Origin of the sequence: Micromonospora sp. AKA38 (assembly GCF_027925725.1) — a bacterium.
Taxonomy (GTDB): domain Bacteria; phylum Actinomycetota; class Actinomycetes; order Mycobacteriales; family Micromonosporaceae; genus Micromonospora.
The window spans coordinates 186,504-206,493 of sequence record NZ_BNEI01000005.1 but is presented as its reverse complement, the minus strand read 5'-3'; the positions used below and the strand labels follow the sequence as shown (position 1 = coordinate 206,493).

Annotated in this window: 18 protein-coding genes; 4 read left to right on the top strand and 14 right to left on the bottom strand. The window is 73.1% G+C overall.

All coding sequences use genetic code 11. The features are described 5' to 3' along the window. The first annotated feature begins 37 nt into the window (after nt 1-37). On the top strand, nt 38-874 hold the full coding sequence (locus TPA0908_RS18625; RefSeq protein WP_281939664.1) for a peptidylprolyl isomerase: 837 nt from the start codon (nt 38-40) through the stop codon (nt 872-874). A gap of 61 nt (nt 875-935) precedes the next feature. Here the strand turns inward: TPA0908_RS18625 and TPA0908_RS18620 are convergent, their stop codons facing one another. The 8 genes from TPA0908_RS18620 to ruvC form a co-directional block, all read right to left on the bottom strand. Then, a complete protein-coding gene (locus TPA0908_RS18620; RefSeq protein ID WP_374709234.1) occupies nt 936-3,407 on the bottom strand; it encodes a RelA/SpoT family protein in 2,472 nt (823 codons plus the stop codon). A 231-nt stretch (nt 3,408-3,638) separates the two neighbouring features. Further along, on the bottom strand, nt 3,639-4,205 hold the full coding sequence (locus TPA0908_RS18615; RefSeq protein ID WP_107161313.1) for an adenine phosphoribosyltransferase: 567 nt from the start codon (nt 4,203-4,205) through the stop codon (nt 3,639-3,641). 97 nt (nt 4,206-4,302) lie between these two features. Further along, entirely contained in the window at nt 4,303-5,490 is a 1,188-nt protein-coding gene (gene secF, locus TPA0908_RS18610; RefSeq protein ID WP_281939662.1) for a protein translocase subunit SecF, read from the bottom strand. Nucleotide 5,491: 1 nt separating this feature from the next. Further along, nucleotides 5,492-7,408, bottom strand: coding sequence for a protein translocase subunit SecD (secD, locus tag TPA0908_RS18605; RefSeq protein WP_281939660.1), 1,917 nt, complete (start codon nt 7,406-7,408; stop codon nt 5,492-5,494). Between the two features lie 224 nt (nt 7,409-7,632). Then, complete coding sequence (gene yajC, locus TPA0908_RS18600; protein WP_278106464.1) at nt 7,633-7,977, bottom strand: preprotein translocase subunit YajC; 345 nt, start codon at nt 7,975-7,977, stop codon at nt 7,633-7,635. 138 nt (nt 7,978-8,115) lie between these two features. Then, entirely contained in the window at nt 8,116-9,180 is a 1,065-nt protein-coding gene (ruvB, locus tag TPA0908_RS18595; protein ID WP_281939657.1) for a Holliday junction branch migration DNA helicase RuvB, read from the bottom strand. Between the two features lie 34 nt (nt 9,181-9,214). Further along, a complete protein-coding gene (gene ruvA / locus TPA0908_RS18590) occupies nt 9,215-9,817 on the bottom strand; it encodes a Holliday junction branch migration protein RuvA (RefSeq protein WP_281939655.1) in 603 nt (200 codons plus the stop codon). Then, on the bottom strand, nt 9,814-10,344 hold the full coding sequence (gene ruvC, locus TPA0908_RS18585; RefSeq protein WP_281939654.1) for a crossover junction endodeoxyribonuclease RuvC: 531 nt from the start codon (nt 10,342-10,344) through the stop codon (nt 9,814-9,816). Before ruvC ends, ruvA begins: the two co-directional genes overlap by 4 nt. A 184-nt stretch (nt 10,345-10,528) precedes the next feature. On the opposite strand from ruvC, the gene TPA0908_RS18580 reads away from it, so the two are divergent. Continuing rightward, on the top strand, nt 10,529-11,311 hold the full coding sequence (locus tag TPA0908_RS18580) for a 3-hydroxybutyrate dehydrogenase (RefSeq protein WP_281939652.1): 783 nt from the start codon (nt 10,529-10,531) through the stop codon (nt 11,309-11,311). 14 nt (nt 11,312-11,325) lie between these two features. Continuing rightward, complete coding sequence (locus TPA0908_RS18575; protein ID WP_281939651.1) at nt 11,326-13,245, top strand: helix-turn-helix domain-containing protein; 1,920 nt, start codon at nt 11,326-11,328, stop codon at nt 13,243-13,245. 41 nt (nt 13,246-13,286) lie between these two features. Here TPA0908_RS18575 and TPA0908_RS18570 read toward each other — a convergent pair whose 3' ends face one another. From TPA0908_RS18570 to TPA0908_RS18560, 3 genes are all read right to left on the bottom strand, one after another. Further along, nucleotides 13,287-13,895 carry a TetR/AcrR family transcriptional regulator gene (locus tag TPA0908_RS18570; protein ID WP_281939650.1) on the bottom strand — a complete coding sequence of 203 codons (609 nt, stop codon included), beginning with the start codon at nt 13,893-13,895 and terminating at the stop codon, nt 13,287-13,289. A gap of 11 nt (nt 13,896-13,906) precedes the next feature. Continuing rightward, the gene (locus tag TPA0908_RS18565; protein WP_281939648.1) at nt 13,907-15,472 is read right to left on the bottom strand and encodes an MFS transporter; all 1,566 of its coding nucleotides are present in this window, start codon (nt 15,470-15,472) and stop codon (nt 13,907-13,909) included. 166 nt (nt 15,473-15,638) lie between these two features. Further along, nucleotides 15,639-16,700 carry an FAD-dependent monooxygenase gene (locus TPA0908_RS18560; protein ID WP_281939646.1) on the bottom strand — a complete coding sequence of 354 codons (1,062 nt, stop codon included), beginning with the start codon at nt 16,698-16,700 and terminating at the stop codon, nt 15,639-15,641. Nucleotides 16,701-16,755: 55 nt separating this feature from the next. Between TPA0908_RS18560 and TPA0908_RS18555 the strand changes: the two genes are divergently transcribed. Further along, nucleotides 16,756-17,313 carry a TetR/AcrR family transcriptional regulator gene (locus TPA0908_RS18555; RefSeq protein ID WP_281939645.1) on the top strand — a complete coding sequence of 186 codons (558 nt, stop codon included), beginning with the start codon at nt 16,756-16,758 and terminating at the stop codon, nt 17,311-17,313. Nucleotides 17,314-17,381: 68 nt separating this feature from the next. Here the strand turns inward: TPA0908_RS18555 and TPA0908_RS18550 are convergent, their stop codons facing one another. From TPA0908_RS18550 to TPA0908_RS18540, 3 genes are all read right to left on the bottom strand, one after another. Then, the gene (locus TPA0908_RS18550) at nt 17,382-18,023 is read right to left on the bottom strand and encodes a transcriptional regulator (protein ID WP_281939644.1); all 642 of its coding nucleotides are present in this window, start codon (nt 18,021-18,023) and stop codon (nt 17,382-17,384) included. Between the two features lie 75 nt (nt 18,024-18,098). After that, on the bottom strand, nt 18,099-19,112 hold the full coding sequence (locus tag TPA0908_RS18545) for a branched-chain amino acid ABC transporter permease (protein WP_281939642.1): 1,014 nt from the start codon (nt 19,110-19,112) through the stop codon (nt 18,099-18,101). Further along, nucleotides 19,109-19,990, bottom strand: coding sequence for a branched-chain amino acid ABC transporter permease (locus TPA0908_RS18540; protein WP_281939640.1), 882 nt, complete (start codon nt 19,988-19,990; stop codon nt 19,109-19,111). The genes TPA0908_RS18545 and TPA0908_RS18540 overlap by 4 nt, the downstream gene beginning before the upstream one ends.

The following is a 19,990-nucleotide window of genomic DNA, read 5'->3' as shown; positions in this document are numbered from 1 at the left end:
ACGCCGTCCCCCGATGCACAGCAGGTGAGGAGTGACCGTGACGTCCACCAGAGACCGCCAGCGAGCGGCGGCGCGGGCCCGGCTCGAGCGGGAGATGGCCGAGCGGACCGGCAAGGCCCGCAAGCGCCGGCAGACGCAGGCGATCGCCGGCGCCGCGGCCGTGCTGGTGCTCGTGGTGGCCGGCACCGTCTGGCTGGCCACGTCGCTCGGCGACGACGACGACAAGGAGCAGGCCGGCACCGCGGCCGGCTTCGCCCAGTGCACCTACAACGAGGTGCCCAAGGAGGGCCGGCCGGCGCAGATCAAGGACGTCGGGATGCCGCCGACGCAGCAGGCCAACAAGGGCACCCAGACGATGACGATCGACACCAACCTGGGGCCGATCACCGCGACGCTGGACCGGAGCCTGGTGCCCTGCACCGCCGGCAGCTTCACGCACCTGGCCAGCAAGGGCTTCTTCGACAACACCAAGTGCCACCGCCTGGTCACCGAGGGCATCAAGGTGCTCCAGTGCGGCGACCCGAGCGCGACCGGGAAGGGCTGGCGGGACACCGACGGCACCGGCGGGCCGAGCTACAACCTGGCCGAGGAGAACCTGCCCACCAACAAGCGCCCGCCGTACCCGGAGGGCGTCATCGCGATGGCCAACTCCGGCCAGCCGGGCAGCACCGGCAGCCAGTTCTTCATCGTGTACGGCGACTCGCCGCTCGACCCGAACTACACGGTGCTGGGCACCATCACCGGCGGCATGGACGTGGTGAAGCAGGTCGCCGCGGCCGGTGACGACGGCGCGTTCGCGAAGCAGGCCGGCGGCGGTCACCCGAAGAAGGAGATCGTCATGACCAAGGTGAGCCTGAGCGACATCCAGGGCTGACCGCGTCACCGACAAAACGCCCGCCGGCTCGACCGGCGGGCGTTTTCTCGTACGTGCCTGCTCAGGCCCCGGACGTGACCCGGTACGCGTCGAACACGCCGTCGACCTTGCGCACCGCGGCCAGCAGGTGCCCGAGGTGCTTCGGGTCGGCCATCTCGAAGCTGAACCGGCTGACCGCCACCCGGTCCCGGGTGGTGGTGACCGTCGCGGAGAGGATGTTCACCCGCTCCTCGGAGAGCACCCGGGTGACGTCGGCGAGCAGCTTGTGCCGGTCCAGCGCCTCCACCTGGATGGCGACCAGGAACGTGGACGCCGAGGTGAGCTTCCAGCTCACCTCGACCACCCGCTCGGGCTGGGCCCGCAGGTCCTCGGCGTTGGCACAGTCGTCGCGGTGCACGCTGACCCCGCCGGAGCGGGTGACGAAACCGAAGACCGAGTCCGGCGGCACCGGCGTGCAGCAGCGGGCCAGCTTGATCCAGACGTCGCTGACGCCGCGCACCACCACGCCCGGGTCGGCGCTGCTCTGCCGGCTGCGCGGCGGCCGGGTGGCGACGGCGGTCTCGGCGATGTCCTCCGCCGCGCCCTCCTCGCCGCCGTAGGACGCCATCAGCTTCTGCACCACCGACTGCGCGGAGACCTGACTGTCGCCGACCGCCGCGTAGAGCGAGGCCACGTCCGCGAGGTGCAGGTCCCGGGCGATCGCCATCAGCGCGTCCGAGGTGAGCATCCGCTGCAACGGCATGCCCTGCTTGCGCATCGCCTTGACGATCGAGTCCTTGCCGGCCTCGATCGCCTCCTCGCGCCGCTCCTTGTTGAAGTACTGGCGGATCTTCGTGCGGGCGCGCGGGCTCTTGACGAAGCCGAGCCAGTCCTGCGTCGGGCCGGCCGTGTCGGACTTCGACGTGAAGATCTCGATCACGTCGCCGTTGGAGAGCGTCGACTCCAGCGGCACCAGCTTGCCGTTGACCCGCGCGCCGATGCACTTGTGCCCGACCTCGGTGTGCACCGCGTACGCGAAGTCGACAGGCGTCGACCCGGTGGGCAGCGGGATGACGTCGCCCTTCGGCGTGAAGACGTACACCTCCTGGCTGGACAGGTCGAACCGCAGCGCGTCCAGGAACTCGCTGGGGTCGGCCGCCTCCCGTTGCCAGTCCAGGAGCTGCCGCAGCCAGGTCATCTCGTCGATGTGCGCCGGCGGGCCGACCACCTGGGTGCCCTTGTGCTCCTTGTACTTCCAGTGCGCGGCGATGCCGAACTCGGCCGTGCGGTGCATCGCGTAGGTGCGGATCTGCATCTCCACCGGCTTGCCGGTGGGCCCGATGACAGTCGTGTGCAACGACTGGTACATGTTGAACTTGGGCATGGCGATGTAGTCCTTGAACCGGCCCGGCACCGGCTGCCAGTTGGCGTGGATGACGCCCAGCGCCGCGTAGCAGTCGCGCACCGTGTCGACCAGGATCCGCACACCCACCAGGTCGTAGATGTCGTTGAAGTCGCGCCCCCGCACGATCATCTTCTGGTAGATCGAGTAGAGGTGCTTCGGCCGGCCGGTGGTCTCCGCCTTGATCTTGGCGGCCTTCAGGTCGGTGCCGACCTTCTGGGTCACCTGACGCAGCAGTGTCTCGCGCTGCGGCTGGTGCTCCCCGATCAGCCGGTTGATCTCCTCGAACCGCTTCGGGAACAGCGTCCCGAAGGCCAGGTCCTCCAGCTCCCACTTGATGGTGTTCATACCGAGGCGGTGCGCCAGCGGGGCGAGGATCTCCAGCGTCTCCTTGGCCTTCTGCTCCTGCTTGGGGCGGGGCAGGAAGGTCAGCGTCCGCATGTTGTGCAGCCGGTCGGCCAGCTTGATCACCAGGACCCGCGGGTCCTTGGCCATCGCCACGACCATCTTGCGGATCGTCTCCGCCTTGGCCGCGTCGCCCAGCTTGACCTTGTCGAGCTTGGTGACGCCGTCGACGAGCAGCGCGACCTCGCCGCCGAAGTCGGCGCGCATCGCATCGAGGGTGTACTCGGTGTCCTCGATCGTGTCGTGCAGCAGCGCCGCCACCAGCGTCGTGGTGTCCATGCCCAGGTTGCCGAGGATCGTCGCCACCGCGAGCGGGTGCGTGATGTACGGGTCGCCGGACTTGCGGTACTGCCCCGAGTGCCACCGGGCGGCGGTGTCGAAGGCGCGTTGCAGCAGCTTGGCGTCGGCCTTGGGATGGGCGTCCCGGTGGCTGGCGATCAGCGGCTCCAGCACCTCGCTGACCTGGGAGGTCTGCCAGGGCGCGTTGAACCGGGCCAGCCGGGCGCGGACCCGCCGGCCGGTCGGCGCGTTGGACAGCGCGAAGCCGCCGCCGGACCCGGGGTCATCGGGGCCGTCGGTCGGGAACGGCACCACGACCCCACCGCCGTCGGCCGGTGCGTCCGGCGTGCCGTCGGTGGCGTCGATCGCCCCGGCCGGTGGGTTGCCGTCGCGCTCGGTCACCGAGCCGTCCGCGTCGCCTGTCGGGTGCACCGTGCCCTCCACCGGAGGGACGACATCGTGGGACACCGGCCTCCTCACCGTTCGCCGGGATGCGCCGGCCGTCCGGCCGACGTCTGATCCAACCGACCCGGGGGCCGGTGTTGTTCCACGCCGGTCACCGGGGCTCGGCCCCGGCGGCTCCGCCGCCTGCGGACGGTCGCCCGCCCGGTCAGGCAAAGGGCAATGCTACCCGTAGGCAGGGCACACCGCCGCTCCCCCGGACGGTCGGTGCCGGCGGGCTGCGCGGGACGAGCAGCGTCAAACGGTCAGCAGGGCATGGACCGGGCGCGGAGCGAGGCGCTCCCGCCCCTGGAGGAAGCCCAACTCCAGCAGGACGGTGAAGCCGGCGACCGTGCCGCCGGCCCGCTCCACCAGGTCGAGCGTGGCCTCGGCGGTGCCGCCGGTGGCCAGCACGTCGTCCAGCACCAGCACCCGGTGCCCGGCGGTGAACGCGTCCTGGTGCACCTCCAGCGTCGCCTCGCCGTACTCCAGCGCGTACGAGGCGGAGTGGGTGGCGCGGGGCAGCTTGCCGGCCTTGCGTACCGGCACCACGCCGACGCCGGTGGCGTACGCGACGGCGGCGGCCAGCACGAACCCGCGCGCCTCGATGCCGGCGACCACGTCGAAGGACTCCGGACCGTGGTACGCGATGATCCGGTCGATCACCTCACGGAACGCCACACCGTCGGCGAAGAGCGGCATCAGATCCTTGAACATGACCCCCGGCTTGGGGAAGTCCGGCACGTCCAGCAGCCGGCTGGCGACCAGCCGGGCAGCCTCGGGACCGCTGTCTCCCCGTACGCCGGTGGTGTGCGTCTCCGTCACGATGCGTCCCATGTCCTCTCGAAACGACGACGGCGTCCGTCATGCCGTGGTAACAGCATGACGGACGCCGTCCGGTCGATCTTCTCGGGTCCTGCGGTCAGCGGCGCTTCGCGCCGCCCGGCCGGTTGCCCCCGCCGCCGCTGGGCCGACCGCCCCGGGCGCCGCTGGGGCGCTTGCCGGTCGGCCGGGAGCCGACCTTGGGGGCGGCGCCGGCCAGCGCCGCGTCCGCCTCGATCGGCTGGTCACCGGTCGACGCGGGACGCGGGGCGCCCTTCGGCGTGACCTCTCCGCGGGCGATGGCCGCCCGGCGGGAGAGCACCCGCTTGTTGTGCGCGCTGATCCGCGGGTCCTGGTTCTTCAGCAGCACCAGCAGCGGGGTGGCCAGCAGGATCGAGGTCAGGAACGCCACCGCCATACCGACGAAGAGCACCAGACCCAGGTCCTTCAGGGTGCCGGCGCCGAGCAGGCCGGCGCCGATGAACAGCAGGCCGCCGACGGGGAGCAGCGCCACCACCGACGTGTTCAGCGAACGCATGAGGCTCTGGTTGAGCGCCAGGTTCGACGCCTCGCCGTAGGTGAGGTTGTTGTTGGCGGTGATGCCCCGCGTGTTCTCCTGCACCTTGTCGAAGACCACCACCACGTCGTAGAGCGCGAAGCCCAGGATGGTGAGGAAGCCGATGATCGTCGACGGGGTGACCTCGAAGCCGACAAGCGAGTAGATGCCGGAGGTGAGGACCAGGTTGGTGAGCAGCGAGATGATCGCGGCGACCGCCATCCGCCACTCGAAGCGCAGCACCAGGTAGATCGACACCACGGCGAGGAAGATCAGCAGGCCGAGGAACGCGCGGGAGGTGACCTGGCTGCCCCAGGCCTCGGAGACCTGGCTGCCGCTGATCTGGTCGGCCGGGATGCCGAACTCCTGCGCCATCGCGGTCTTGGCCGCGTTGGCCTGCTCCTGGCTGAGCTGCCCGGTACGCATCTCGTAGGTCTCGCCGCCGGCCCCGCCGACCTTCTGCGCGGTGACCACCTCGACGCCGGGGGCCTCCTTGGCCAGCACGTCGTCGATGGTGCGCTCGGCCTGGTCGAGCGTGCCGACGCTGGCCGGCACCTGGAACGAGTTGCCGCCGGCGAACTCGATGCCGAGCTTGAACCCGTTGATCGCGAAGCTCAGCACCGCGATCAGCACCAGCGCGCCGGCCACGCCGAACCACAGCTTGCGCTTGCCGACGATGTTGAGATCGGCCTCGCCCCGGTAGAGCCGGGCGGCCAGACCACTCTTAGCCATCTCAGGCCTCCTTGACGCGCGGGTTGCGGGCGGTGCCCGGCTCGGCCGACCGGGCCGGCAGCGCCCGGCCCAGACCGCTGACCCGCGGGGACAGGAACGCCCGGGTGCGGGCGAACATCGTCATGATCGGGTGACGGAAGAGGAACACGACGACCAGGTCGAGCACGGTCGCCAGGCCGAGCGCGAAGGCGAAGCCCTTCACCGCGCCGACCGACACGATGTAGAGCACCACGGCCGACATCAGCGTGATGGCGTTCGCCGAGATGATCGTCCGGCGGGCCCGGATCCAGGCGCGGGGCACCGCGCTACGCGGGCTGCGGCCCTCGCGGATCTCGTCCTTGAGGCGTTCGAAGTAGATGACGAACGAGTCCGCCGCCACACCTAGTGAGACGATCATGCCGGCGATGCCGGCGAGCGTGAGCGTGAAGCCGATCGACCGACCCAGCACCACCAGCGCGCCGAAGACCAGCAGCGCGGAGAGCACCAGGCTGAGGAAGATGACCGAGCCCAGCAGCCGGTAGTAGAAGAACGAGTAGATGATGACCAGCAGCATGCCGATGCCGGCGGCCAGCAGGCCGGCCCGCAGGTGGCTGTCACCGAGCGTCGCGGTGACGTTCTGGCTCTCCTGCGGCTCGAACGTGACCGGCAGCGCGCCGTAGCGGAGCTGGCTGGCCAGCGCGTTCGCCGACTTGTTGTCGAAGCTGCCGGTGATCTGCGAGTCGCCGGTGAGCACGCCCTGGATCTCCGGCGAGGAGACGATCTCGTTGTCCAGCACCACGGCGACCCGGCACTTGCCGTCCTGGCCGAGCGCGGTCTGGTCGCAGGCCTGGCCCTCGTTGTTGAACGCCTCGCGGGTCAGCGCGGTCCACTTCTCCTGACCGTCACCCTTGAAGGTGAGGCTGACCACCCAGGCACTGGTCTGGTCGAGCTGGGCGGAGGCGTTCTTGACGTCGGTGCCCTCCACCTTGGCCACGTCGAGCAGGTACTTGGCGCCGGACTCGCACGCCACCGCCTTCTGCTTCGGGTCGTTGATCGAGCCGGCCGGCCGCTTGTCGAGCTGGGCACAGGTGATGGTCGGGACGTTGAACTGCATCTCGACCGGGAGCACCGCGATCTCCTGCGGGGAGAGCGTGCCGAACGGCTTGAACGCGGCGGCCTGCGCCGGATCGGCCGGGGCCTGGAGCCCGGAGGCGGCGGCCCAGGCGGCCGCGCCCACCTTCTGCTCGACGGCCTTGCGCTGCTGCTCGATGCTCTGCGGCACCGGCGCGGCGCTGGCGCTCGGACTCGGCGCGGCGCTCGCCGGGGCCGACGGCGTCGGCGTGGCGCTGGCGCTCGGCGCGGGGGCCATGCCGCCCTGCCCGCCGGCGCTCGGCGACGCGGTGACCTTGGCGCTGGCGCTCGGCTTCGGCGACGCGCTGCCGGACGGCTTCGGCGAGGCGCTGCCCGAGGGCTTGGCGCTGCCGGACGGGGCAGCCGAGGCGCTGGGGCTCGGCGCCGGGGCGGCGGCCGCGCCGCTGCCGTCGGTGGCCTTGAGCACCTTGCGGAAACGCAGCTCGGCGGCGCTGCCCACGTCGGTCAGGTCACGGTTCTCGCCGGGCAGGGAGATGACGATGTTCCGGTTGCCCTCGGTGACCACCTCCGCCTCGGCCACGCCGTAGGCGTTGACCCGGCTCTCGATGATCTGGCGCGCCTCTTCGAGGTTCTCGGCGGTCGGCGGCTTGCCGTCCACCGTGTTGGTGGCCTCGAGCGTCAGCCGGGTGCCGCCGATGAGGTCCAGGCCGAGCCGGGGCTCCAGCCGGTCCTTCCAGCCACCGCTGGCGCCGCCCGAGAAGAACACCAAAAGATAGAGGACGACGAAGATGAACCCGAGCACGGCGAGTTGCCGTCCGGGGCGCATCTGTCCCTGAGGTGGTGCCACGGCTGTCCTGTCTCCCTGTACGGTCGCGCCGCTTCCACGGCGGCGACAACTGTCGGGCCGGGGGTGTCCGCCCGACTGCTCCGGCTGGCCGGCACCGGCGACCGGCACGCGGACCCGGGCACGACGCGGGGGCGTCGCGCGGGTCCGGCCGCGTGCCGACGACGGACGCCGACCCAACTATCCACTTGTGGGGGTGGTTCCGCTGCCCCGTCCGGGGCGACCGGTCACTCCTTGACCGACTCGGCTTCCTCGCTGATGGTCTCGGCCTCGGGCGCCTCGGCCCGCTTGACCACCCGGGCCACCGCGGGACGCGCGTACCGGGTCTGCACGCCGGGGGCGACCTCGAGCAGGACCGTCTCGTCCTCGACCACGGTGACCGTGCCGTGCAGGCCGCCGATGGTGACCACCTCGTCGCCCGGGGCGAGAGCGGACTGCATCTGCTCCGCCTCCCGGCGGCGCTTCTGCTGCGGACGGATCATCATGAAGTACATGACGACGAAGAGCAGAGCGATCATGAGGATCGGCGTCAGACCGCCGGCTCCCCCGCCACTCGCTGCTGCGTAAAGCACGGTGTCGACCTTCCGGTTGGCCCCCGCCGGCCCCGGGGGGCACCGCAGCGGAGGCGGATTCTCACGTCCTGTACAGACCGCGGCGAAGTCTAGTCCCTGCTCCTGAGAAGACCGAATGCGGCACAGATCACGTTAGGATCACGGCCGATCGGTCTGCGTCGAGAACAGATCGGGCCCCGGAGGGGCTTCCATGCCAAATGTACCATTCGGGGGGTTGCGCCCCAGGTGCCGCCAGGCGGCCTCGGTCGCCACCCGGCCCCGGGGCGTCCGGGCCAGCAGCCCGGCCCGCACCAGGAACGGCTCGCAGACCTCCTCGACCGTGTCCGGCTGCTCCCCCACCGCCACCGCGAGGGTGGAGACCCCGACCGGGCCGCCCCGGAACGAGTCCACCAGCGCCTTGAGCACCGCCCGGTCGAGCCGGTCCAGGCCGAGCGCGTCCACGTCGTAGACGGTCAGCGCGGACCGGGCGGTCTCCACCGTGACCACGCCGTCGGCGCGGACCTCGGCGTAGTCCCGGACCCGGCGCAGCAGCCGGTTGGCGATCCGCGGCGTGCCCCGGGACCGGCCGGCGATCTCCGCCGCGCCCTCCGGCGTGATCGGCACGCCGAGGATCCGGGCGGACCGGTGCAACAGCGTCTTGAGGTCGGCCGGGGAGTAGAAGTCCAGGTGCGCGACGAAGCCGAACCGGTCGCGCATCGGGCCGGTCAGCAGGCCCGACCGGGTGGTGGCGCCGACCAGCGTGAACGGCTCCACGTCCAGCGGGATGGCGGTCGCGCCGGGCCCCTTGCCCACCACCACGTCGACCCGGAAGTCCTCCATGGCGCTGTAGAGCAGCTCCTCGGCCGGCTTGGCGATCCGGTGGATCTCGTCGATGAACAGCACGTCGCCCTCGGCGAGGCTGGTCAGGATCGCGGCCAGGTCACCGGACCGCTCGATCGCCGGACCGCTTGTCACCCGGATGCCGGCGCCCAGCTCGGCCGCCACGATGTTGGCCAGGCTGGTCTTCCCGAGCCCGGGCGGGCCGGAGAGCAGGATGTGGTCCGGCGGGGAACCGCGCCGCATCGCGCCCTGCAACAGCAGGTCGAGCTGGTCGCGGACCCGGTCCTGGGCGATGAACTCGGCGAGCCGCTTCGGCCGGACGCTGGCCTCCGCGTCCAGCTCCGCGTCGCTGACGTACGCCGAGACCAGGTTCTCGTTGCTCATCCGCGCGCTCCCCCCGACGGCCGGCCGACCGACCTCATCGGGTGCGGCCCAGCAGGCGGATGGCCTGCTTGAGCAGGACCGGCACCGGCGGGGTCGCACCGTCGACGGTCTCCGCGACCGCGGCGACCGCCTGCTCGGCCTGGGCCGTCGACCAGCCGAGCCCGACCAGTGCCTGACGCACCTGCTCCGGCCAGGCGCCGGCGGTCACCCCGGCCGCGCCGTCCGGGCCGATCGCCACCGGGCCGATCCGGTCGCGCAGCTCCAGCACGAGCCGCTCGGCGCCCTTCTTGCCGATCCCCGGCACCCGGGTCAGCGCCGCGGTGTCGGCGTTGGCGATGGCCTTGCGGACCGCGTCCGGGGTGTGCACGGCGAGCACCGCCTGCGCCAGCCGCGGGCCGACCCCGCTGGCGGTCTGGAGCAGCTCGAACAACTGCTTGGCGTCGTCGTCGGCGAAGCCGTAGAGGGTGAGCGAGTCCTCCCGGACCACCAGGCTGGTGGCCAGCCGGGCCGGCTGGCCGACCCGCAGGTCGGCGAGCGTGCCGGGGGCGCACTGCACGGCCAGGCCGATGCCGCCCACCTCCACCACCGCGTGATCCGGTCCGGTCGCGGTCACGGTGCCGCGCACACTCGCGATCATCGTCGCACCCCTCCTCGTCGGGCCTGGTCGGCGGCCTCGGCCAGCTTGGACCGGGTGCCGCCCCGCCAGACGTGACAGATGGCCAGCGCCAGCGCGTCGGCGGCGTCGGCCGGTTTCGGCGGCTCGGCCAGCCGCAGCAGGCGGGTGACCATGGTGGTCATCTGCTTCTTGTCGGCCTGACCGGAACCGGTCACCGCCGCCTTCACCTCGCTCGGGGTGTACGTCGTCACCGGCAGCCCGGCCCGCGCGCCGGCGAGCACCGCGATGCCGCTCGCCTGGGCGGTGCCCATCACGGTGCGCACGTTGTGCTGGCTGAACACGCGTTCCACGGCGACCGCGTCCGGCCGGTGCTCGGCGACCAGGTCGGTGAGCGACCGGTCCAGGTGCAGCAGGCGCAGCGGCAGGTCGTCCTCGGGATCGGTGTGGACGACGTAGTAGGCGACAAGCGTGCAGGCGCGCCCGGGGAAGCCCTCGACCACGCCGACCCCGCACCGGGTCAGCCCCGGGTCGACGCCCAGCACGCGCACGCCGCCTCCTCCCCGAGCCGTCAGCAGTACGTGTGTTCGACACACCCTACTGGTCGGGTCCGACCAGCGGACGGGCGGACACGCCGGGGGCGGAAGGGGGCGGAACGCACCACACACCGAAGCGGTCGAGTATGTGTCGCCGCCCCATGTGCCCGGGGCCACACGCCTCGTAACTTCTTGCGCCATGACGGCAGAACCGGTGGCGGTCCCCCACGTCGTACACGTCGACCTCTCCGGTCGCAACGCGCTGGTGACCGGTGGTGGCAGCGGCATCGGACGGGCCTGCGCCCTGCGGCTGGCGGCGGCCGGCGCCTCGGTCGTGGTGCTGGACCGCAACGTGGAGGCGGCCAAGGCGGTCGCCGCCGAGGCCGGGGGCCGGGCCGAGGGCGTCGACCTGGCCGACCCGGAGGCGGTGGGCCGGCTCGAGGTGGACGCCGACATCGTGGTGAACAACGCCGGCCTGCAGCACGTCGCGCCGGTGCAGGAGTTCCCGGTCGAGCGGTTCGAGTACATCCAGCGGGTGATGGTCGAGGCGCCGTTCCTGTTGATCCGCCGGGCGCTGCCCCGGATGTACGCGAACGGCTGGGGCCGGATCGTCAACATCTCCTCGGTGCACGGGCTGCGCGCCTCGCCGTTCAAGGCGGCGTACGTCTCGGCGAAGCACGCCCTCGAAGGGCTGTCCAAGGTGGTCGCGCTGGAGGGCGCCGCGCACGGCGTGACGGCCAACTGCATCAATCCGGCGTACGTGCGGACCGCGCTGGTGGAGAGCCAGATCGCCGACCAGGCGGCCAGTCACGGCATCGGCGAGGACGAGGTGATCGAGAAGATCATGCTGGCGCGGGCGGCGATCAAGCGGCTGATCGAGCCGGAGGAGGTGGCGGAGTTGGTGGCGTACCTGTGCGCGCCGCCGGCCGCGTTCCTCACCGGCGCCTCGATCGCCCTCGACGGGGGCTGGACGGCCAACTAGTGGCGCCGCGCACAATGTCGGTCATGTCGTCGCCGGTGGAGTTCCTGGAGCTGCTGGCCCGTGAGGCCGCCGCGGTCGAGTTCGAGGGTCCGCTGGTCGCCGCGCGCGCCGCCGGCCTGCCCGCGGACCGGCTGGCCGAGCTGGAGCAGGCGAAGGTGGTGGCGCTGCGGGTCCGGGCGCTGCTGGAGCGCCGCCGGCGTCGGGAGACCGAACTGTCCGGCCTGTACGACACCGCCAGCGACCTGGCCGGCCTGCGGGACCTGGACGACGTGCTGCGCGCGATCGTGCACCGGGCCCGGATCCTGCTCGGCACCGACGTGGCGTACATGACGCTCAACGACGACGAGCGCGGCGACACGTACATGCGGGTCACCGACGGGTCGATCTCGGCCCGGTTCCAGCGGCTGCGGCTGGAGATGGGCGACGGGCTGGGCGGTCTGGTGGCGCAGACCGGCACCCCGTACGTCACCTCGAACTACCAGGAGGACGAGCGGTTCCGGCACACCGGGGAGATCGACGGCGGGGTGGGCGAGGAGGGCCTGGTGGCCATCCTGGGAGTGCCGCTGCGGCTGGGCTCCAGCGTGATCGGTGTGCTCTACGCGGCCAACCGCTCGGCGCGCCCGTTCGCCCGGGAGGAGGTGTCGCTGCTGGTCTCACTGGGGGCGCACGCCGCGGTGGCGATCGACACCGCCCGGCTGCTGGCCGAGACGCGGGCCGCGCTGGCGGAGTTGTCGGCGGCGAACGGCACGATCCGGGCGCACAGCAGCTCGGTGGAGCGGGCCGCCGCCGCGCACGACCGGATGACCGCGCTGGTGGTACGCGGCGGCGGGATGGAGGACGTGGCGGCCGCGGTGACCGAGGTGCTCGGCGGCGCGCTGCTGGCGCTGGACGCCGAGGGGCGGCGGCTGGCCCGGGTCGGCGAGATCGACGAGCCGGACCGGGCGGACATCGTGGAGGCGGTCGCCGCGTCCCGCACCGAGGGGCGCAGCGTACGCCGGGGCCCGCTCTGGTACGCCGCGGTGGTGGCCGGCGCCGAGAACCTGGGCGCGCTGGTGCTGCGCCCGGACGACGAGCTGGTCGACGCCGACCAGCGCATCCTGGAGCGGGCCGCGCTGGTGACCGCGTTGCTGCTGCTGTTCCGCCGCACGGTGGCCGAGGCGGAGGGGCGGGTCCGGGGCGAGCTGCTGGACGACCTGATCGCCCGCCCGTTGCGGGACGCCGACGCGCTGCGCGGCCGGGCCCGCCGGATCGGGGTGGACCTGGACGCCCCGCACGTGCTGGTGGCGGTCGGTGACGACGCGTTCGCCGAGACCGGTTCGGCCCGGCAGCGGGTGCTCTCCTGGGCCACCACGTACGCCTCGACGCGGGGCGGGCTGGCCGCGGCGCGGGACGGGCGGGTGGTGCTGATGCTGCCCGGCCGGGACGCCGGCGGCGCGGCCCGCGCGGTGGCCCGGGACCTGTCCCGGGTGACCGGCCGGCCGGTGACCGCCGGGGCGAGCGGGCCGTCGACCGGTCCGGCGTCGCTGGCGGTGACGTTCGCCGAGGCGGAGCGCTGCCTGACCGCGCTCGGCGCGTTGGGCCGGGCCGGGCAGGGCGCCAGCACCGCGGAGCTGGGCTTCGTCGGGCTGCTGCTCGGGGCGGTCGGCGACGCGGGCGACCGGGACGTGGCCCGGTTCCTCACCGCCACCGTGGGGCCGGTGGTCGACTACGACGCCCGGCGGGGCACCGCGCTGGTGCGGACGCTGGAGGCGTACTTCGGGGTGGGCGGCAGCCTGGCCCGGGCGGCCGAGCAGTTGCACGTGCACGTCAACACCGTGACCCAGCGGCTGGAGCGGGTCGGGCAGTTGCTCGGCGCCGACTGGCAGAAGCCGGAGCGGGCGCTGGAGGTGCAGCTCGCGCTGCGCCTGCACCGGCTGCGCACCCCGGCCGGCTGACGTCGCCGCGTAGCCCGGCCGGCGGGCGCGCGGGCCGGGCGTCAGCGGGCGCGCAGGCCGTCCAGGACGGCGTCCACGATCCGCTCGGGCAGGATGCGTTCGTCCAGCTCGGGGTGCCAGTGCAGCATGCGCTGGGCGAGCATCGGCGCGGTGAGCAGCGCCATGGCCACCTCGATGTCGAGGTCGGCGCGCAGCTCACCGCTGTCCGTCGCGCGGCGCAGCACCTCGCGCATGGCCTGCCGCCGGGGCTCGATGATCGCCTCGTAGGCCTGCCGGTGGGCGGAGCTGCGGCTCACCTCGGGCACCAGGCAGGGCATGATCTTGCGGGCCCGGGGGTCGGTGTGTTGGCCCACGGCACCGACCAGCAGCACCAGGTCGTCGCGGACGGAACGCCCGCCGGGGCGCGGCGGGACGCCCTTGAGCCGGCGCAGCGCGTCCAGCAGCAGCGCCTCCTTGCCCGACCAGCGGCGGTAGATGGTGGCCTTGCCGACCCCGGCCCGGGCCGCGATCGCCTCGATGGAGAGCGCCTCGATCGTGCTGCCCTCGGCGAGCAGGTCGAGGGTGGCCTCCACGATCGCCTCGTCGGCGCGGGTGCTCCGCGGTCGACCCGGCGATCGCGGAGCACCCGTCGTGGACGTCATGTCAGACATTGTCCACGAACCTACGCGGTCCCGGCCAACTCCGGCTCGGTGGCCGGGGCGGCGGTGGGCGCGACGACCGCCCGCCCCGGCATCCACCGCACCACGATCACGACGCCCAGCGCCGCCACCAGCGCGGAGATGCCGGCGGCCCAGTGCATCGCGGAGACGAAGGAGTCGTTGGCGGCGTCGATCAGTCGCGGTGCGGCCGGGCCGAGGCGGTCGGCGACCGCGTACGCGCCGGAGACCGACTCCCGGGCCGCGTCGCGGACCGGGGCGGGCAGCGCGGCCACCGCGGGGCCGACCTGGTCGCGGTAGACCGCGGAGAGCACCGAGCCGAGCACCGCCACGCCGAGCGCGCCGGCCACCTGGCGGACCGTGTTGCTGACCGCCGAGCCCACGCCGGCCTTCTCCCGGGGCAGCGCCGACATGATCGACTCGGTGGCCGGCGGCATGATGTTGGCCATTCCGGCGCCCTGCACGAAGCCCACCGCCGAGAAGATCCAGATGGGCGTGTCCGCGTCGATGAACACGAACGCGGCGAGCGCGATCGTGGTCAGCAGCAGCCCGACCGCGGCGACCGCCCGGCCGCCGTAGCGACGGACCATCGCGGCGCTGCGCGGCGCGAAGATCAGCTGGGCGGCCGCGAAGGGCAGGAAGAGCAGGCCGCTCTCCAGCGGGCTGTAGCCGCGCACGAGCTGGAGGTAGAACGCGCCGAAGAACATCACGCCCATGGCGGCGAAGAAGACCAGCCCGACCAGCGCCACCGGGGCGGCGAACCGGGGCACCCGGAACAGCCGCACGTCCAGCGACGGGTGGTCGCTGCGCAGCTCGTGGGCGACGAACCAGCCGAGCACCGCGAGCCCGCCGACGATCGCGGCCCAGACCTGCGGCCGGCCGAAGCCGTGCTCGCCACCGTCGATGATGCCGTAGGTGAGGGCGACCAGGCCGACCACGGAGAGCAGCACGCCGAGCACGTCCACCCGGCCGGGGGCGGGATCCCGGGACTCGGGGACCAGCATCGCCACCAGCGCCACGCCGACCACCACCACCGGCACGTTGATCAGGAAGACCGAGCCCCACCAGAAGTGCTCCAGCAGGGCGCCGCCGAGCACCGGGCCGATGGCCACGGCGAGACCGACCGCGCCGGCCCAGACGCCGATCGCGCGGGCGCGCTCGCGCGGGTCGAAGACGTTGGAGATGATCGAGAGCGTCACCGGCATGATGGCGGCGCCGCCGACGCCCATCAGGGCCCGCGCGCCGATGAGCTGCGCCGGGTCCTGCGCGTACGCGGAGAGCAGCGAGGCCAGCCCGAACAGCACCAGCCCGAGGATCAGGAAGCGCCGGCGGCCGAACCGGTCGCCGAGCACACCGAACGTGAAGAGCAGGCCGGCGAAGACGAGGGTGTAGGAGTTGATCGCCCACTCCAGGTCGCCCTGGCTGGCGCCGAGACCGTGCACCGGGTCGGCGAGCGTGCGCAGGGCGACGTTGAGGATGGTGTTGTCGAGGACGACCACGAGCAGGCTGATCACCAGCACGCCCAGGATCGCCCACCTCCTCGGGTGTCCGGTGTTCTCGTGCGCTTCCATCTGGGTTCTCCCCCCGGCTCACCCGCGTCCGAATACGATACGGGGCAGACTCGTAACGCTGCCGAGCGTAGGTGAGCGAGTTTCGATACGGAACAGGTCCGTATCGAATGTGTGCCAGGTCACGCCGGTGCGGGCCCGCCCCCGTGCGCGGGCCCGCACCGGGACCTCAGGCCGGTGGGCCAGCGGCCAGCGCCAGCCGGAGCACCGCGTCCCGCACCGGCAGCAGCCGCCCGGCCTGGGCGAGCCGCCCCGCCCACCGCGCGCCGGCCGCGATCCGCTGGGTGGGCCGGCGGCGGCGCCTGTCGTACGCCCGCAGTGCCGCCGGCAGGTCGTCGGCATCGCGGACGCAGTCGGCCAGCGCGACCGCGTCGATCAGCGCCTGACAGGCGCCCTGCCCGAGGTCGGGGGTCATGGCGTGCGCGGCGTCGCCGAGCAGCGCCACCCGGCCGGCCACGTAGGACGGCAGCGGCGTCAGGTCGCGGATCTCGTGCCGCAGCACGCCGGCCGGGGTGAGGGCGTCCAGCACCCGGCGCACCGGCGGATGCCAGTCCCCGAAGAGGCGGCGCAACTCGGCGACGTCGTCCACCGGCGCGGGATGCCCTTGCGGGAGGCGCACCGAGGCGTACCAGTTGGTCCGCCCGTCGCCGATCGGCGTGAGGCCGAACCGGCGGCCCCGCCCCCAGGTCTCACCCCCCTCGGACAGTTCCACGTCGACCACCCCGCGCCAGGCCACCGCGCCGGCGTAGCGCAGCGGACAGCGCTGCCCGTGCAGCGCGACGCGGACCACGCTGTTGATCCCGTCCGCGCCGACCACCAGGTCGTACGCGTCGACGAGCGCGCCCGGGTCGACGACCGGCGCGGCGAACCGCAGCGCCGGTCCGGGCAGCGCGCCGGCCAGCACCGCGAGCAGCGCCGGCCGGGTGATGAGGTGGACCGGCTCGCCGTGGCGGCGTTCCAGCCGGTCGACGTCGATGGTGGCGATCCGGCGTCCGTCCGGTCGCCGGATCGATCCGCCGGCCTGCCGGCGGGCCCGCCGACGCACCTCGTCGCCCACGCCGAGCGTGTCCAACGCGCGCATCGCGGTGGGCCAGATGCCGAGGCCGGTCCCGGTGGCCGGCAGCCCGGCGGACCGCTCCAGGACCGTGACCTCCCAGCCGGCGCCGTGCAACCCGATGCCCGCCGCCAGCCCCCCGATGCCGCCACCGACCACCACCGCCCGACCCGCCATGCCGGCCACCGTACTACAGATGTAGTCGCTTTCACTACGTCTGTAGTCTGGCCCGGTGACCGATCGCCGGCAGCTCCTGCTCGACGCCGCCATCCGGGTGCTCGGCACCCGGGGTCCGCGACAGCTCACCCACCGGGCCGTGGACGCCGAGGCGGGCCTGCCCGAGGGCTCCGCGTCCAACCGGTTCCGCACCCGGGAGGCGCTCGTCGACGGCGTCTTCGCCCGGCTGGTCGAGGTGGAGACGCTGGCCTGGCAGCGGCTCGCCGTCGATCTGCCGCCCGGGGACCTCGCCGGCTTCACCCGCGTGCTCGGCCGGCTGATCCGCCGGTTCACCGAGGAGGAGCGGGTGGTCACGCTGGCCCGGTACGCGCTGTTCGTGGAGGCGGCCGTGCGGCCCGAACTGCGTCCCGCCATCGAGGCCGGGCGGGCACGGCTGGCCGAGTGGGGGGTGCCGCTGGTCGCCGCGCTCGGCTCCACCGATCCGCCGACCCATTTCCGGAGCCTGCTCGCGCTCGTCGACGGGCTCCTCGGCAACCAGCTCGCCGCCCCCGAGGAGGCGTTCGATCCGGAGTCGGCGGTGGCCGCCCTGCTGCACGGCTTCCGCGCCGGCTGAGCGCCCGCCGACGGCGCACCCACCGACGATGCGCCCGCCAAGCGGGGCGCCCATCTCTACCGGAGGCGTTAAGCGGGGGCCCCGCCTTCCAGGCAGGCGGCGGTGGCCTCGGCGAGGGTGGTCAGGCGGTGGGGGGCGGTGGGGCCGGGCGGGAACGGCTCGATCCAGCCCGGCCCGGCGGCGAGCAGACGGACGTCCGGGACGTCCCGCCGGAGCCGGACCAGGCGGTACGCCCGACCGGTCACCGGGGTCTGCGACCAGACCACCACCACCCGGGGCCGGACCCGGGCCACGGCGCTGGCCAGCGCGGACCAGGGCAGGGCCGGGCCCAGATGCAGGCAGCCCCGACCGCGCTCACGCAGCGCCGCCGCCAGGGCGTGCAGCCCCAGGCAGTGCGTCTCGTGCTCGGCGCCGGCGAGCAGCACCCCCGCGACCGGCAGCGGTCGGGTCGGTTCCCGGCGGAACACGTCCAGCCCGACCCGCACGCCCTCGGACAGGGCGTGCTCGACCGCGATCTCGGCGGCGCTGTGCCCGCGCAGCGCGCCCAGCAGCGGCAGGCAGACCTGCTCCCAGAAGGGCGCGACCCCGACCTCGGCGGCGAGGTCGAGCACCAGCCCGGCGACCTGGTTGTCGTCCAGGTCCTCGGCGGCGGTGATGAGCCGTTTACGGGCCGACTCGGCGGCCCCGGCCGGCATGTTCTCGGTCAGCAACGGACGTACCCCCGGGTAGCTCTTCTACCTGGGGGTTCGTCCGGGCGGCCCGATCCGGATGCGCCACCGGGAGGTTCATTCGCGCCGGGCGGCTCCCCGACGCCGGGCCAGGTGCGCGACAGTGCCCCAGACGCCGCGCCGGAACAGCAGCACGACCAGCACGAAGATGCCGCCGGTGACCAGCCCGATGGCCTCGAACCCGGAGAACGACAACCAGTCCTCCAGCCGGACCACCAGCGCCGCGCCGAGCACGCCGCCCCACAGCGTGCCGATGCCGCCGAGCACCACCACGATGACCGCCTTGCCGGATGTGGTCCAGTGCAGCACGTCCAGCGAGACGAGCCGGTGACCGACGGCGAACAGCCCGCCGCCGAGCCCGGCGAGGAACCCGGAGAGCACGAACGCGGTCAGCTTGTAGCGGTGCACCGGGTAGCCCAGCGCGCGGGCCCGCGCCGGGTTGTCCCGGATGCCGACCAGCACCCGGCCGAACGGCGAGTGCACGATCCGCCACGCCGCGAGCAGCCCGAGCAGCACGATCGGCAGGATCGCGTAGTAGAAGTAGTAGTCGTCGGTGAGGTCGGCGCCGAAGAACGCGCGCGGCACGCCCTGGAGGCCGTTCTCGCCCTGGGTCACCGAGCGCCACTCGTTGGCCACGTAGTAGACCATCTGCGCGAACGCCAGCGTGACCATCGCGAAGTAGATCCCGGTGCGCTTCACCGCCAGGTAGCCGATCGGCAGCGCGAGCAGCGCCGCGGCCAGCGCCCCGGCCAGCACCGCGGCCGGGAACGGCAGGCCGGCGTGGATCGCGACCAGCCCGGTGACGTACGCCGAGGTGCCCCAGAACGCGGCGTGCCCGAACGACATCAGCCCGGTGAAGCCGAGCAGCAGGTCCACCGAGACGGCGAACAGCGCCCAGCACAGGATGTCCACCGCGACCGCCGGGTAGAGCCCGTTGGGCAGCCAGAGCGCCACCAGCAGGCCGGCGGCCAGCAGCGCGTACCGGACCCAGCCGGGCGCCCGCGCGACGGCGAGCAGCCCGGACCGTGGGGCCGGTTTCTCCACGGGGCTGGTGTCGACAGTGCTGGTCACGCGGGAGCCTCCTCTCGGCCGAACAGGCCGGCCGGGCGCCACAGCAGCACGGCGGCCATCACCACGAACACGACGGTCTGCGACACGAGCGGGTAGTCGGACAGGTACGCCTCGCCCCACGCCTGGATCAGGCCGATGCCGAAGCCGGCGGCGACCGAGCCGAAGATCGAGCCGAGCCCGCCGATCACCACCACCGCGAAGACCACGATGATCAGGTCGGCGCCCATCAGCGGGTTGACCGCCCGCATCGGGGCGGCGAGCACCCCGGCCAGCCCGGCGAGCGCGATGCCGAAGCCGAAGACCGGGGTGACCCATCTCCCCACGTCGATGCCGAACGCCCGGGTCAGCTCCGGCCGCTCGGTGGCGGCCCGGACCACCATGCCGATCCGGGTCCGCCCGAGCACCCACCAGACCGCTACGCAGAGCAGCACGGTGAAGCCGAGGATGAACACCCGGTACGTCGGGAAGTCGAAGAGCCCGAAGTCGACGGTCCCGCTCAGCTCGGCGGGCGTGGCGTACGGGCTGGACTGCACGCCGTACCGGGACTTGACCAGGTCCTGCAGGATCAGCGTCAGGCCGAAGGTGAGCAGGAAGTTGTAGAGCGGGTCGAGCCGGGTGAGCCGGTGGATCACCGCCCGTTCCAGCGCCATGCCGAGCAGGCCCAGCGCCAGCGGCATGATCACCAACGCGGCCCAGAACGGCACGCCCGCCTCGGCCAGCAGCACGTACGCCCCGAACGCGCCGAGCATGTAGAACGCGCCGTGGGCGAAGTTCACCACCCGGAGCATGCCGAAGATGACCGCGAGCCCGAGGGCGAGCAGGGCGTAGAACGCCCCGCCCACCAGCCCGTTGAACGTGTTCTGCAGGAAGCCGGACAT